The 13,902-nt window shown below is 70.2% G+C and carries 11 protein-coding genes; 10 read left to right on the forward strand and 1 reads right to left on the reverse strand.

The genetic code is table 11. The annotated features are described in order from the left end of the window. Positions 1–474 precede the first annotated feature (474 nt). From proV to proX, 3 genes are read left to right on the forward strand one after another with little or no spacing between them, the layout of a single operon-like run. Positions 475–1,761: a glycine betaine/L-proline ABC transporter ATP-binding protein ProV gene (gene proV / locus AVME950_RS04460; protein ID WP_284428891.1), complete on the forward strand. Its 1,287-nt coding sequence runs from the start codon at positions 475–477 to the stop codon at positions 1,759–1,761. Further along, a complete protein-coding gene (proW, locus tag AVME950_RS04465; RefSeq protein WP_284428892.1) occupies positions 1,758–3,050 on the forward strand; it encodes a glycine betaine/L-proline ABC transporter permease ProW in 1,293 nt (430 codons plus the stop codon). The genes proV and proW overlap by 4 nt, the downstream gene beginning before the upstream one ends. A 37-nt stretch (positions 3,051–3,087) precedes the next feature. Then, positions 3,088–4,125, forward strand: a complete 1,038-nt coding sequence (gene proX, locus AVME950_RS04470) for a glycine betaine/L-proline ABC transporter substrate-binding protein ProX (protein ID WP_284428893.1) — start codon at positions 3,088–3,090, stop codon at positions 4,123–4,125. A 39-nt stretch (positions 4,126–4,164) separates the two neighbouring features. On the opposite strand, the gene AVME950_RS04475 is transcribed toward proX, so the two are convergent. Further along, a complete protein-coding gene (locus AVME950_RS04475) occupies positions 4,165–5,076 on the reverse strand; it encodes a LysR family transcriptional regulator (RefSeq protein WP_272553302.1) in 912 nt (303 codons plus the stop codon). 140 nt (positions 5,077–5,216) lie between these two features. Here AVME950_RS04475 and AVME950_RS04480 point away from each other — a divergent pair, with 140 nt between their 5' ends. The 7 genes from AVME950_RS04480 to AVME950_RS04510 all read left to right on the forward strand — a co-directional run bounded on the left by AVME950_RS04480 (position 5,217) and on the right by AVME950_RS04510 (position 13,649). After that, a complete protein-coding gene (locus AVME950_RS04480) occupies positions 5,217–6,140 on the forward strand; it encodes an amino acid ABC transporter substrate-binding protein (RefSeq protein ID WP_284406812.1) in 924 nt (307 codons plus the stop codon). Further along, on the forward strand, positions 6,140–7,480 hold the full coding sequence (locus AVME950_RS04485) for an aminotransferase class V-fold PLP-dependent enzyme (RefSeq protein WP_284428894.1): 1,341 nt from the start codon (positions 6,140–6,142) through the stop codon (positions 7,478–7,480). Before AVME950_RS04480 ends, AVME950_RS04485 begins: the two co-directional genes overlap by 1 nt. A 187-nt stretch (positions 7,481–7,667) precedes the next feature. Beyond that, a complete protein-coding gene (locus AVME950_RS04490) occupies positions 7,668–8,579 on the forward strand; it encodes a dioxygenase family protein (protein ID WP_284428895.1) in 912 nt (303 codons plus the stop codon). Positions 8,580–8,668: 89 nt separating this feature from the next. Beyond that, positions 8,669–8,962 (forward strand): hypothetical protein, encoded by a 294-nt coding sequence (locus AVME950_RS04495; protein ID WP_284406815.1) that lies wholly within the window; start codon positions 8,669–8,671, stop codon positions 8,960–8,962. 17 nt (positions 8,963–8,979) lie between these two features. Beyond that, positions 8,980–10,584 (forward strand): ATP-binding protein, encoded by a 1,605-nt coding sequence (locus tag AVME950_RS04500; RefSeq protein ID WP_284428896.1) that lies wholly within the window; start codon positions 8,980–8,982, stop codon positions 10,582–10,584. Then, positions 10,581–11,318: a response regulator gene (locus AVME950_RS04505; protein ID WP_284428897.1), complete on the forward strand. Its 738-nt coding sequence runs from the start codon at positions 10,581–10,583 to the stop codon at positions 11,316–11,318. Before AVME950_RS04500 ends, AVME950_RS04505 begins: the two co-directional genes overlap by 4 nt. Before the next feature lie 246 nt (positions 11,319–11,564). Next, entirely contained in the window at positions 11,565–13,649 is a 2,085-nt protein-coding gene (locus AVME950_RS04510; RefSeq protein WP_284428898.1) for a TonB-dependent receptor domain-containing protein, read from the forward strand. Positions 13,650–13,902: the final 253 nt, after the last annotated feature.

Genomic DNA, 13,902 nt, shown 5'->3' on the forward strand with positions numbered 1-13,902 from the left:
TTTTGACACAAAAACACCCAATAACTATACTTTTGGAGTGTTTTACAACCTGCAATGCAGGTAATCCGCTCTTTCCGGCCCGCAACGCGGCGCTTTCACCGGAGCGGATCCCGCCAGGAAAACGGCGGCCCGGCCCCAGGCCCGGCCGCTTCCCCCTGGCCCATGGCCGACCCATTCGGCCCTGATGCCCCAAGGCGCCCGCCCGTTCGTCGGGCTCGGCGCCGCGTGATCCCCGGGAGTCCTCCGACCGACCTCTCCCGGCACGCCCCAGGCCCTTGCGCACCGCCTCGCGTGCCATTCGGGCCGATCCCGGTCACCTCGGTGCCCACCCTTTCGCTACTGTTCCCGCGCGCCCTGGGCGTCCGGGTTCGGCTGCCGCATCAGGGTCTCGAATGCCCAGGCCTTCGCAGCCCCGCCCGCCTTCGGGCGGCCGGGGCGTGTTCAACCCGCTCCAACCGAGGGAGGACCCACACCGTGGCCAAACAAATCACCATCGAACATGTGTTCAAGGTTTTCGGCGATGCGCCGCAAGCCGCGCTCGAACTCGCCAGCCAGGGCCTGAGCAAGCAGGACATCCTGGCGCGCACCGGCCATTCCATCGGCGTGTTCGACGCCAGCTTCACCATCGAGGCGGGCGAGATCTTCGTCGTCATGGGGCTGTCGGGCTCGGGCAAGTCGACCCTGGTGCGCATGCTCAACCGGCTGATCGAGCCCACGGCGGGCCGCATCCTGGTGGACGGCCAGGACATCAACGCGCTGTCCGACCGGCAACTGCGCGCGCTGCGCCGCAAGGACATCAGCATGGTGTTCCAGTCGTTCGCGCTCATGCCCCATCTCACGGTGCTGGACAACACCGCGTTCGGCCTCGAACTGGCGGGCGTGGCCAGGCCCGAGCGCCAGCGCCAGGCCGCACTGGCGCTGGAGCAGGTGGGCCTGTCCGGCTGGGCCGAGAGCTACCCGGACGAGCTGTCGGGCGGCATGCAGCAGCGCGTGGGCCTGGCCCGGGCGCTGGCGTCGGACCCATCCATCCTGCTGATGGACGAGGCGTTCTCCGCGCTGGACCCGATCATCCGCACCGAGATGCAGAGCGAGCTGCTGCGCCTGCAGCAGATCCAGCGCCGCACCATCGTCTTCATCTCGCACGACCTGGACGAGGCGATGCGCATCGGCGACCGCATCGCCATCATGAAGGACGGCTACGTGGTGCAGGTGGGCACGCCCGACGAGATCCTGCGCAACCCGGCCAACGACTACGTGCGCAGCTTCGTGCGCGGCGTGGACGCGGCGGCGGTCTTCAAGGCCGGCGACATCGCCCGGCGCCCGCTCACCGTGGTGTCGGAGCAGCGCGACCGGGGCTCGCGCGCCGCGCTGCAGCAGCTGGAGGAGCAGGACCGCGACTTCGCCTACGTGGTGAGCCCGGCGCGGATGTACCTGGGCACGGTGTCGGCCGACTCGTTGCGCGCCGCGCTGCAGGGCCACGTGGGCCCGCTGGGCCTGCAGCACGCCTATCTGGACGGCGTGGTGCCCATTCCCGTGGATGCGCCGGTGGCGGACCTGTTCGGCCAGGTGGCGCAGGCGCCCTGCCCGCTGCCGGTGGTGGAGGACGGCGGCCGCTTCCGCGGCGCGATCAGCAAGACCACGCTGCTGCGCTTTCTCGACCGCGACACGCCGCCCGTGCCGCCGGACCCTTTGCCATCCGCGCCCGCGCCCGCCATCGCCAACCCGCCCGCCAATGAACCATCCGAAAGGAGCCCGGCATGACCCAGTCCACAGCCCCAGCGCTCGATTCCACCGCCAACCCCACGGCCGGCGAGTCCACCCCCTGGACGCCGGCCGCAGAGGCACCGCCCGCGGCTTCGGCCTCGCCCTGGGATAGCCCGGCCGCCGCGGCGCAGCAGGCCCCCGCCCCCGAGGCGGCGGCCGATCCCTGGGCCGCGTCCACCGCACCCAGCGACGCCGGCAACACCGACTGGCTGAACGCCCCCGCCAGCGCCACGCCCGGCGACGCCGCCACGGGCTTCGACCCCACGGCCGGCGGCTTTCACCTGCACCAGCTGTGGGACGGCAGCCTGCCCGTGGAGTCGTGGATCAACCACGGCCTGTCGTGGGTGGTGGCGCATTTCCGGCCGTTCTTCCAGACCGTGCGCGCGCCCATCGACGGCACGCTGGCCTGGGTGGAAGGCCTGCTCACCAGCGTGCCCACGCTGGCCATGATCGCGCTGATCGGCGTGCTCGCCTGGCAGTTCGCGGGGCGCGCGCTGGCCGTGGGCACGGTGGTCTCGCTGCTGCTCGTGGCCATGCTGGGCATCTGGCCCGAGGCCATGGTGACGCTGTCGCTGGTGCTGACCTCGCTGGCCTTCTGCCTGGTGATCGGGCTGCCGCTGGGCATCCTGCTGGCCAGCAGCGACCGGGCCCAGCGCGTGATGCGGCCGGTGCTCGATGCCATGCAGACCACGCCGGCCTTCGTGTACCTGGTGCCAGTGGTGATGCTGTTCGGCATCGGCAACGTGCCGGGCGTGGTGGTGACCATCGTGTTCGCGCTGCCGCCGCTGGTGCGCCTGACCAATCTGGGCATCCGCCAGGTGCGGCCCGACCTGATCGAGGCCGCCCGGGCCTACGGGGCCTCGCCGCTGCAGTTGCTGGCCAAGGTACAGCTGCCGCTGGCCATGCCGTCCATCATGGCGGGCATCAACCAGTCGCTGATGCTGTCGCTGTCGATGGTGGTGATCGCCTCGATGATCGCCGTGGGCGGCCTGGGCCAGATGGTGCTGCGCGGCATCGGCCGGCTGGACATGGGCCTGGCGACCGTGGGTGGCCTGGGCATCGTGCTGCTGGCCATCACGCTGGACCGCATCACCCAGTCCATGGGCCAGCCGCGCCGCGGCGTGCGCCACTGGTGGCAGACCGGCCCGGCCGGCCTGGTGTGGCGCCTCGCCGCGCGGCGCGACCACGCCGCCCCGGCGGCCCCCGCAGCCGATGCGGCATCGCCCTCGCCTGGCGCGCAAGGCGGCTCCAGTGCCGCCCCGCAATGGGCCACCGCCAGCCGCTGAGCCCCGCCCATCCCCTCTCAGAAACAAGGACGACCACATGACCTGCATCACCCCTTCCCTGCGCCCCTCGCGCTCCCTCGCCCGCACCTGGCTGGCCGCCAGCACCCTGGCCGTCGGCCTGGCCGGTGGCGCCGCTGCACAGCCCCTGCCGGGCCAGGGCGTGCGCGTGCAGCCGCTGCAAAGCTCCATCGCGGAAGAAACCTTCCAGACCCTGCTGGTCGGCCGCGCGCTGCAAAAGCTGGGCTACGACGTGCAGCCCATCAAGGAGATCGAGTACGCCACCGCGCACGTGGCGATCGCCAACGGGGACGCCACCTTCATGGCGGACCACTGGGACCCGCTGCACGCGGACTTCTACAAGAACGCCGGCGGCGATGCCAGGCTGTGGCGCCAAGGCACCTATTCGCAGAACGCCGCGCAGGGCTACCTGATCGACCGCAAGACGGCCGAGAAGTACCGCATCACCCACATCGACCAGCTCAAGGACCCCAAGCTCGCCAAGCTCTTCGACACCAACGGCGACGGCAAGGCCGACCTCACGGGCTGCAATCCCGGCTGGGGCTGCGAGGGCGTGATCGAGCACCAGTTGAAGGCCTTCGGCCTGGGCGCCACGGTCACGCACGTGCAGGGCAGCTACTCGGCGCTGATCGCCGACACCATCGCGCGCTTCAAGCAGGGCCAGCCCATCCTCTACTACACCTGGACGCCCTACTGGGTGAGCGGCGTGCTGCGCCCGGGCCAGGACGTGGTGTGGCTGCAGGTGCCGCGGTCTTCGTTGCCGGGCGCGCAGGCCGGGCAGGACACCGCCCTGCCCGACGGCAAGAACTACGGCTTCGTGCTGAACACCCAGCGCATCGTGGCCAACAAGGCCTTCGCCGAGAAGAATCCCGCCGCCGCGCGCCTGTTCGAGGTGATGCAGCTGCCCGTGGGCGACATCAACGCCCAGAACCTGGCGATGAAGAACGGCCAGAACCAGCCGGCCGACGTGGCGCGCCACACCGACGGCTGGATCAAGGCCCACCAGAAGACCTTCGACGGCTGGATCCAGCAGGCGCTCGCCGCGGCCAGGCCCTGAGGCGGCGCGCAGGCCCCGGGCACGCGCTGCCCGAGGGCATCACGCCGCGCCATCGGCCTGCGCCTGGAAGGCGCGCGTGAAGTCGCAGCACGACTGCGCCAGCATGATGATCGAGGCGGCCAGCGCGCTGCGGTGCTCGCCCTTGTGCATGGCCACGTAGGGCACGCTGGGCAGCGCGGGCACCACGTCGATCACGGCCAGCATGCCCGCCGCGATCAGCGGCGCCAGGCAGTGCCGGGGCAGGTAGGCCACCCCCAGGCCCGACACGGTGAGACCTGTGAGCGCGACGAGGTTGCTCACCACGATGGCGTCGGCCAGTTCCACCCCGCGCTCCTTCATCCACGCGTCGTAGAGCCGCCCGGTGCCCGAGGCGTTGCCCTGCACCAGCAGGCGGTGGCGCGCCAGTTCGTGCAACCGCACCGTGCCGGCCGGCACCAGCCCGGGCTTGCACATCCACGCGCTTTCCACCTGGCCGATCGCCTTGGCCGGCAGGCGCGCATCGGCGAAGGCATCGGGCACGATGATGAGGTCCAGCTCGTCGGCCAGCAGCTTGTCGCGCAGGGGCAGGCTGCCGTCCACATCGGGCTCCAGGGTCACCTTGGGGTAGTGCTGCTGCACCAGGGCGACCAGCCGGGGCAGCCAGGTCATCGCGGTGAGTTCGGTCACGCCGATGCGCAGGCGCCGCTCGATCACGCCGGGCTTGCCGAACTGCTCCACCGCCGCATCGCGCTGGCGCAGCAGCTTGCGGGCGAGCACGAACATCTCCTCGCCCTTTTCGGTCAGCCGCGCCGTGCGCTGGCTGCGGTCGAACAGCGGCGTGTCGAAGAGCAGCTCCAGTTCGTGCACCCGTTTGGACACGGCCGACTGCGAGGTGTGCAGCTTCTGGGCCGCCTGCGCAAAGCCGCCGAGCTGGCCGATCCAGTACAGCGCTTCGAGTTGCTTGAAGGTCATCATGGCGGGGATTTCAGAACACTTTTATTCATCCGATTCGAGCACAAAAAATCGCTTTTTCAAAAGCGTCGGCGCTTTGAGAATGCCTTTCAGCCCCTCGCCAACGCGAGGTCCCCAGCGCCCTCTTCCGAAAGCCCGCCATGCACCGCCTGCCCCGCCCCCTTGCCTTCGCCCTGCGCCGCACCCTGTCCCTGGCGGTCTGCGCCGCCCTGCTGTCCACCGCGGCCAGCGCCCAGGAAATCGACACCCTGCGCAAGATCAAGGAGAGCGGCACCCTCATCATCGGCAGCCGCGACAGCTCCATTCCGTTTTCGTACAAGCCCACCGGCAGCGGCGACCCCATCGGTTTTTCCAACGACATCTGCCTGAAGATCGCCGAGGCGGTGAAGGCCAAGCTCGGCCTGCCCACGCTGCGCGTGCAATACACCCTGCTCAACTCGCTCAACCGCATTCCGCTGCTGCAGAACGGCACCGTGGACCTGGACTGCGCCACCACCACCAATTCGGTCGTGCGCCAGCAGCACGTGAATTTCGCGCCCAGCCATTTCGTGACCAACATCACCGTGGCGGTGAAGAAGAACTCCGGCATCCAGTCGCTGGCCGACCTGGCCGGCAAGACGGTGGCCACCGTGGCGGGCAGCACGTCGATCCAGCTGCTGCGCACCTACAAGCGCGCCGAGAACCTGGAGGTGCAGGAAATCTCGGGCAAGGACACGGCCGACGCCTTCCTGCTGCTGGCCAGCGACCGCGCCGCCGCCTACGTGCTGGACGACGTGCAGCTGGCCGGCCTGATCGCCACTGCGCCCAACCCGGGCGACTTCCGCATCCTCAAGGATGTGGTGCTGCGCCAGGAGCCCTACGGGATCATGCTGCGCAAGAACGACCCGCAGTTCCAGGCCCTGGTGGACCAGACGGTCACCGGCCTGATGCGCTCCGGCGAAATGGAGCGGCTGTACGCGCGCTGGTTCACCCAGCCCATCCCGCCGAGCAACGTGAACCTGAACTTCCCCATGTCCGACGCCGTGCGCGAAGCCTTCCGCAACCCCAGCAACAAGGGCGTGTGATGGCAGGCCACAGCAACACCACACCCTACCCGCAGGGTCGCCTCTTCCCCGACGCCCTGATGCGCGAGGTGCGCGAGCGCTTCCTGCAGGTGGAGCGTGACCACCACGGCCACGAGCGGCTGTATTTCGACAACGCGGGCGGCTCGTTCCGGCTGAAGGCGGCGGTGGAGCGCTTCGCGCAGATCGATGCCGTGCCGGACAACACCGAGCGCATCCACGCCACGGCGCGCGAGCTGCAGGATATCCAGGCCGCCGGCGTGGCCGACGTGCGGCTGCTGCTCAACGCCACGGGCGGCAGCGTGTACGCCGCGCTCACCGCCTCGGGCGCCATGTTCGAGATGGTGCGGGCCGTGGCGCAGAACGTGCCAGGCACCAACATGGTCACCACCGTGCTGGAGCACCCCTCGTCGTACGACGCCATGGAGCGCTACGCCCGCGAGATGGGCCGCGAGCTGCGCGTGGCACCCAGCAACCGCGCCACTGGCGGCGTGGACGTGGACGCCATCGTGGCCCTGGTGGACGAGGGCACCAGCGTGCTCAACGTGATCCACGCCTCCAACATCTCCGGCGCCAAGCTGGACCTGGAGGCCATCGTGCGCCGGGCCCGCGCCATCCGGCCCGACCTGTACATCCTGGTGGACGCGGTGCAGCACGCGCCGCACGGCCTCATCGATTTGCAGAAGACGCCGGTGGACGGCATCAACATCGCGCCCTACAAGTTCTTCGGCTGCCGGGGCTCGGGCTTCGCCTGGCTGTCCGACCGCGCGGCCGCCCTGCCGCACCACAAGCTGTCGGCCAAGCCCGCCGATTTCTGGGACCTGGGCAGCACCGCGCCCTGGCAGTTCGCCGTGGTGACGGAGATCGTGGATTACGTGTGCTGGCTCGGCGCACAGGCGCCCGAGGGCGGGCCCGCCGGCGATGCGGCCCCTGGCGACCGGCGGGCGCGCTTCGAAGCCGGCATCGCGGCCATCGAGCTGCACGAACGCGCGCTGCTGTCGCGCCTGCTGAACGGCGGCGACGGCGTGGGTGCGGTGCCCGGGCTGCGCGCCATGCCGGGCGTGGAGGTGTTCCTGGACCACCCCGACCTCACCCGGCGCGACCTGATCGTCGGCATCGGCTTTCCGCACCTGGACTGCACCAGCGCCGTGCGCGAGTACGGCGCACGCGGCGTGACGGTGTACGAGCGTTCGGCCTCCAGCCTGTATTCGCGCCGCATGCTGGAGTCGTTCGGCCTCGCGGGCGCGGTGCGCGTCTCGCCGCTGCACTGCCATTCGACGGCCGACGTGGACCGGTTCCTCGCGGTGACGCAGGACATCGCCCAGGCGTTCGCCGCGGCGTGAGCAGCGGGCCGGCCACACTGGAGGCGAAAAAGGCCTCCAGCGCATGGACTACTAGGGCATTTTGCTATCAAAACAATAGCATCATGCACCGCCCGCCTGACGGGGAGAAAGGCGTGCACCGCCTCAATTTCTCCTCAATTGGATTGCAAAGTTCCTCCATCCCCAACGAAGGAAAAGGAGAGGAACCATGAACACATCCACCCCATTGGCCACCGCAGCCACTGACATCGCAGCATCCACCGCGGACCAGCGGCGGCGCCTGGCACTCGGCACCATCGGCTCCCTGGGCATCGCCACCCTGCTGGGCTGCGGCGGAGGCGGCTCCGACGCCGTGGCCGACAGTTCGGGCACCGGGACGGGCACGGGGACAGGCACCGGTACGGGCACTGGAACCGGGGCAGGAACGGGCACGGGCACGGGCACGGGTACCGGAACGGGAACCGGCACGGACACCACCTGCTCCGTCGTCCCCGAGGAAACCGCCGGCCCCTACCCCGCCGACGGCTCCAACGCCAGCAACTCCAACTACAACGTGCTCGCGCTCAGCGGCATCGTGCGCCAGGACATCCGCAGCAACATCGGCGCGTCCACCACCGTGGGCGGCGTGCCGCTCACCCTCACCATCACGCTCACCAACACGCGTGCCAGCTGCGCGACGCTGCAGGGCTATGCCATCTACCTGTGGCATTGCTCGCAGGGCGGCGACTACTCGGTCTACACCGAGCGCAGCATCGCCGCCAACTACCTGCGCGGCGTGCAGGCCACCGATGCGAGCGGCACGGTCACCTTCACCACCATCGTGCCGGGCTGCTATGCCGGGCGCATGCCCCACATGCACCTGGAGGTGTATCCCAGCCTGTCGGTGGCCACCACGGCCAGCAACAAGGTCAAGACCACCCAGCTCGCGTTCCCCACGGACATCCTGCGCTCCATCTACACGGCCAATTCGGGCTACAGCGCCAGCGTGTCCAACCTGGCGGCGATCACCTTCGCCACCGACAACGTGTTCAGCGACGGCACCGACCTCGAGATGGTGACCATGCAAAGCAACGGCAGCGGCGGCTACACCGCCGCCATCACGATCTCGATCGCCGCCTGAGCGCCACCGGGGCCGTTGCCCCGGTGTGTTCCCTGCCCCTGGGCCCGGCCCCGGGCCTTCTTCCCCCCGCCAGAAAGGCACGTGACACCATGCACCCTCCTCGCCACACGACCATCACCCTCGCCGGCCTCTGCCTGGGCCTGTCCCTCGCCGCCTTCACCTGCGGCGCCCTGGCCCAGGGCGCGCCGGGCGGGCAGCCCCCCGGCCCGCCGCCCGAGGCCTACACCGCCTGCAAGGGCCAGACCGAAGGCGCCTCGGTCACGCTGACCATGCCGGACGGCAAGACCCTGCCCGGCACATGCCGCACAATGAACGGCACCCTCGTGGCCATGCCCGCCGGCGGCCCCCCTCCAGGCGCTGGCGGCCCGCCCCCCTCCCGCTGACCCCCGACCAGCCGCCCATGCCCCGCCTCACGCTGCAAAGCAAAGCCTTTCTCGCGCTCACCCTGTTGCTGGCCGTGCTGCTGCTGCTTTTCGTGGGGTTCTCGCGCCTGGGGCTGCAACGCGGGCTGGGCCCGTACGTGGCCGAGATCGAGCTGGCCCGCATGGACTGGCTGGCCGCGCGGCTGCAGCGCATGCACCTGCTGCATGGCGGCTGGCAGACGCTGCGCACCCAGCCCGAGCTGTGGCGCGAGATGCGCCGCCCCGGCGACAGTCCCGCGCTGCGCAGCAGCGCCCAGGGCGCGGCCAGCCCGAACGGCCGCAGCGGCGACAACACCACCGCCGGCAACGAGGGCCGCGGCGGCGGCTTTCGGGAGCGCCCACCGCCGCCGCCCGACTTCGGCGAACCCGGCGAAGGCCCGCCGCCCGACGGCTATTCGCCCGATCGCATCGCCTCCGATGGCCGCGACCGTCCGCCACCGCCGCCCGGCTCCATGCTGTCGCAGCGGCTCGGCGTGCTCGATGCCCAGGGCCGTCTGGTGGCCGGCGTGCGCCCCACGCCCGATGCCGCCCGCCTGCCGCTGCGCGGCAGCGACGGCACCCCCATCGGCGAGCTGGTGCTGAGCCCGCCCTCGCACATGGAGACCGAGGCCGACCGCGCCTTCATCGCCCGGCAACTGGGCTTCGTGGTGTGGACCGGCATTGCCGGCCTGGCGCTCGCGCTGCTGCTGTCCTGGGCGCTGGCCCGCCGCTGGCTCGCCCCCATCGGCGCGCTGGTGGACGGCGCGCGCGGCGTGGCGGCGGGCCGGCTGGACACGCGCGTGGCCGTGCACGGCGACGACGAGCTGGCCCGGCTGGCGCTCAACTTCAACGACATGGCCGAGCAATTGGGCGGCATGGAAGCCTCGCGCAGGCAATGGATCGGCGATGTGGCGCACGAGTTGCGCACCCCGCTGGCGGCGATGCGCGCCGAGATCGAGGCCGTGCAGGACGGCGTGCGCCCGTTCGACGACAAGACCGCGCTGCGCCTGCACCGGCAGGTGATGCGGCTCATCCAGCTGGTGGGGGACCTGCGCGCCAGCCTGGATGCCGCCGCGGGCAGCGCGCCCTCCGCGCTCGTGCCCGTGCACCCGCTGTCGCTGCTGGCCGAGGCCGTGGCCTCCATGCAGCCGCGCTTCGACCAGGCCGAGCTCGCGGTGGACACGCACGGGCTGGCCGCGCTCGCCAGCCTGTCGCCCCCGCCGCTGGTGCGCGGCGACGCGCAGCAGCTTCACCGCGTGTTCCTGAACCTGCTGGAAAACACCGTGCGCTACACCGATCCCGGCGGCCGGCTGGAAATCCAGGCGCAGACCGAGCGCAACGGGCCCGCGCCCTCGCTCGTGCTGCAGTTCGACGACACCGCGCCCGGCGTGGCAGAGCACGACCTGCCGCGCCTGTTCGACCGCCTGTACCGCGCCGAGGCGTCGCGCGCCCGCGCCACGGGCGATCTGGGCGGATCGGGCCTGGGCCTGGCGATCTGCCGCGCCATCGTGCAGTCGCACGGCGGCCGCATCACCGCGCAGCCCTCGCCGCTTGGCGGGCTGCGCACCACCCTCACCCTGCCCTTGCTGGAGAACTCTTCATGACAGCGCGCATCCTCGTGGTCGAGGACGAGACCGACATCGCCCACATCGTGCTCGACTACCTGCGCCACGCCGGCTACGAGGCCGAGCACGTGGCCGACGGCCCCGGCGCCCTGGCCCGGCTGACCGGCCCCACGCCGCCCGATCTCACCCTGCTGGACGTGATGCTGCCGGGGCTCGACGGCCTGTCGGTGCTGCGCCAGGCGCGCCGCCACACGGACAAGCCCATCATCATGCTCACCGCCCGCGTCGAGGAGGTGGACCGCCTGATCGGCCTGGAGCTGGGTGCGGACGACTACATCTGCAAGCCGTTCTCCCCGCGCGAGGTGGTGGCGCGGGTCAAGACCGTGCTGCGGCGCGGCATGGCCCAGGCGCCGGCCACGGCCGGCCCGCCGGTGCTGGCGCTGGCGCTGGACGAGGCGCACTGGCAGGTCACGCTGCGTGGCGCGCACGTGGCGCTCACGCCGCGCGAGTTCCGCCTGCTGCAGGCGCTGGCGCGGCAAAGCGGGCGCATCTTCTCGCGCGCGCAATTGCTCGACCTGGCCTACGGCGACACGCTGGACGTGAACGAACGGGCCATCGACAGCCACATCAAGAACCTGCGCAAGAAGCTCAAGGCCGCCAGCGGCGACGGCGTGGAGTGGATCCGGTCGGTGTACGGGGTGGGCTTCGCGTTCGATGAGGACGCGGGCGAGACACAGGGGTCGGGCCAGGAACGGCAGGCGGAGGCCGGGTAGCCAGTCAGTGAGCGATGGCCGATGGCCGATGGCCGATGGCCGATGGCCGATGGCCGATGGCCGATGGCACAGGATTTTGCTATTTTTTCAATAGCTTAAAACCCTTTCTAAAACTGCGGCTTGCCGCTTTTTCAATACCTCCTTCCACCGTTCGGCGAAGCCCGAAATTTCTTCTGAAACCCACCGATTGGTCAAATAGTAAAAGCGAATCACTATCATTTGCAGTTTTTACAGGAAACTGCTTTCATGATCTTGCCGTCTTCGCTCCGCCCCCAGCCCCTGTCCCTCGCGATTGCCCTGGCGCTGAGCGCCGGTGCCCACGCCCAGACCGCCCAGCCGTCCGAATCGCAACCTGCGCAACCCGCGCAGGCCGCCCTGTCCACCGTGGTGGTCACGGCCTCGGGCACGGCCGTGGACATCAAAGAGGCACCTGCCAGCATCAGCGTGATCACCCGCGAAGACATCGAGCGCAAGCCCGTCACCAGCCTGGGCGAGCTGCTGTCCACCATTCCCGGCGTGACCGGCGGGCTGTCGGGCACGGGCGCGCAGTCCAAGATCCGCCTGCGCGGCCTGCCCGAGAAGTACACGCTCATCCTCGTGGACGGCAAGCGCCAGGGCAATTCGGCCGGCGTGAACTACCGCGACGACCTGGGCCAGCAGGACCTGGACTGGATCTCGCCCGAGATGATCGAGCGCATCGAGGTGGTGCGCGGCCCGATGTCGTCGCTGTACGGCTCGGACGCCATGGGTGGGGTGATCAACATCATCACCCGCAAGATCGGCCTGCGCTGGGGCGGCTCCGCCACGGTCAACTACTCCAAACCCTCCGATTCGGAGCGCGGCGACACGCGGCAGACGGGCTTCACCGTCAGCGGCCCGGTGACCGACCGCATCGGCCTGCGCGTGTCGGGCAACTACACCGAGCGCGACGCCGATGAAGGCACGGGCGGGCATGCGGGCACCTACCTGTCCACGGCCGGCGCGCGCAATCAGGGCCTGAACGCGCTGCTGAACTGGCAGCTCACGCCCGACCAGTCGGTGTCGCTCGAGGCGGCCCAGGCCACGCAGCGCGCCACCGGCTCGGATGCGCGCACCGCCAGCGGCGGGCAGGTCGTCAGCCCCTGGGGCCTGAGCCGGCTGCGGCACACCTCGTTCGGCCTGGGGCACGACGGCCGCTGGGGCGACGTGCGCTCCAAGGTCAACCTGTCGCGCCACGAGTACGAGGACCTGGGCGACACCATCGGCAACCACTCGCGCGAAACCACGCTGGACGGCCGCGTGGACATGCCGCTGAAGCTCCTGGGCTTCGACCAGATGCTGACCACCGGGCTGCAATGGAAGCAGGAAGAACTGGACAACCGCGACACCATCGGCCTCGCCCCCATCGACTACAGCGGGCGGCCGGTGTCGGGATCGTCCCTGTCGGCCACCACCTGGGCGCTGTTCGGCGAGGACCAGATCTTCCTGCGCGAGAACCTGGCGCTCACGCTCGGCCTGCGCATGGACCACCACGAAAAGTACGGCAACAACTGGAGCCCGCGCGCCTACTTCGTCTACCACCCGGCCTCGGCGTGGACGGTGCGCACCGGCGTGTCGCGCGGCTTCCGCGCGCCGGGCCTGAAAGAGAACTCGCCCAATGCCGCCACGCAGTCCGGCGGCAACGGCTGCCGCAGCCTGGCGGGCCTGGGCTGGACCAGCACCCGCGTGAATGCCGACGGCACGCGCGGCTGCTACATGGCCGGCAACCCCGACCTGCAGCCCGAGACCAGCACCAACTTCGAGCTGGGCACGGGCTACGAGCAGGACGGCTGGGCCTTCGGCGCCACCTACTTCCACACCGACTTCAAGAACAAGATCGACTACCAGCCCCTGGGCCTGTACAACGGCTTTTGGTGGACGCGCATGGCCAACGCCCAGCGCGCCCGCACGCGCGGGCTGGAGGCCAACGCCACCGTGCCGCTGGCGCCGTCGCTCGACTGGCGCACCAATGCCACGAAGATGTTCGAGTCCAAAAACCTCACCACCGGCGCCTCGCTGCTGTCCGTGCCGCGCCTGACCGTGTATTCGTCGCTGCAGTGGCGCATCGCCCCGGCCTGGACCGCCGACGCCAGCGCCCGCTACGTGGGCAAGGAACTCGTCGTCACCGGCGCGGCCACCACCTTCGCCAAGGCCTACACCACCGTGGACCTCACCACCAGCTACCGGTTGAACGAAACCTTCACCCTGCGGGCCGGCATCCTCAACGTGGCGGACAAGCAGACGCGGGAGCTGGGCAGCAACTACGACAACGGCGGGCGCACCTATTTCGTGGGGGCCACGGCGCGGTTCTGAGGCCCGGGCGGTGCCTGCGGCGGCGCGGTAGCCACCGCTGCACCACCTCGAATGCTATATTTTTCATAGCAAAATGCCCTAGTGGATATTGCACTGCAGGCCATTTTTACCCATGGACCGCGGCGCGAGCGCCCACCGGACCGACGCGGCGCGGATGCACTCCCACCGGCGCAGCGGGCTGCCTCCTACAGCCGGCCCGCGCCGGCTGGGCTGAGATCGGGGGGCGCGCTTCGCGCCCCCTTTTTGCCGCACC

The organism is Acidovorax sp. SUPP950 (assembly GCF_030158935.1).
GTDB lineage: Bacteria > Pseudomonadota > Gammaproteobacteria > Burkholderiales > Burkholderiaceae_C > Paracidovorax.

Excerpts from the sequence above, each read along its gene's own strand:
- proW (WP_284428892.1), top strand. The coding sequence starts at position 1,758 with ATGACCCAGTCCACAGCCCCAGCGCTCGATTCCACCGCCAACCCCACG.
- proX (WP_284428893.1), top strand. The coding sequence starts at position 3,088 with ATGACCTGCATCACCCCTTCCCTGCGCCCCTCGCGCTCCCTCGCCCGC.
- AVME950_RS04475 (WP_272553302.1), bottom strand. The coding sequence starts at position 5,076 with ATGACCTTCAAGCAACTCGAAGCGCTGTACTGGATCGGCCAGCTCGGC.
- AVME950_RS04480 (WP_284406812.1), top strand. The coding sequence starts at position 5,217 with ATGCACCGCCTGCCCCGCCCCCTTGCCTTCGCCCTGCGCCGCACCCTG.
- AVME950_RS04485 (WP_284428894.1), top strand. The coding sequence starts at position 6,140 with ATGGCAGGCCACAGCAACACCACACCCTACCCGCAGGGTCGCCTCTTC.
- AVME950_RS04490 (WP_284428895.1), top strand. The coding sequence starts at position 7,668 with ATGAACACATCCACCCCATTGGCCACCGCAGCCACTGACATCGCAGCA.
- AVME950_RS04495 (WP_284406815.1), top strand. The coding sequence starts at position 8,669 with ATGCACCCTCCTCGCCACACGACCATCACCCTCGCCGGCCTCTGCCTG.
- AVME950_RS04500 (WP_284428896.1), top strand. The coding sequence starts at position 8,980 with ATGCCCCGCCTCACGCTGCAAAGCAAAGCCTTTCTCGCGCTCACCCTG.
- AVME950_RS04505 (WP_284428897.1), top strand. The coding sequence starts at position 10,581 with ATGACAGCGCGCATCCTCGTGGTCGAGGACGAGACCGACATCGCCCAC.
- AVME950_RS04510 (WP_284428898.1), top strand. The coding sequence starts at position 11,565 with ATGATCTTGCCGTCTTCGCTCCGCCCCCAGCCCCTGTCCCTCGCGATT.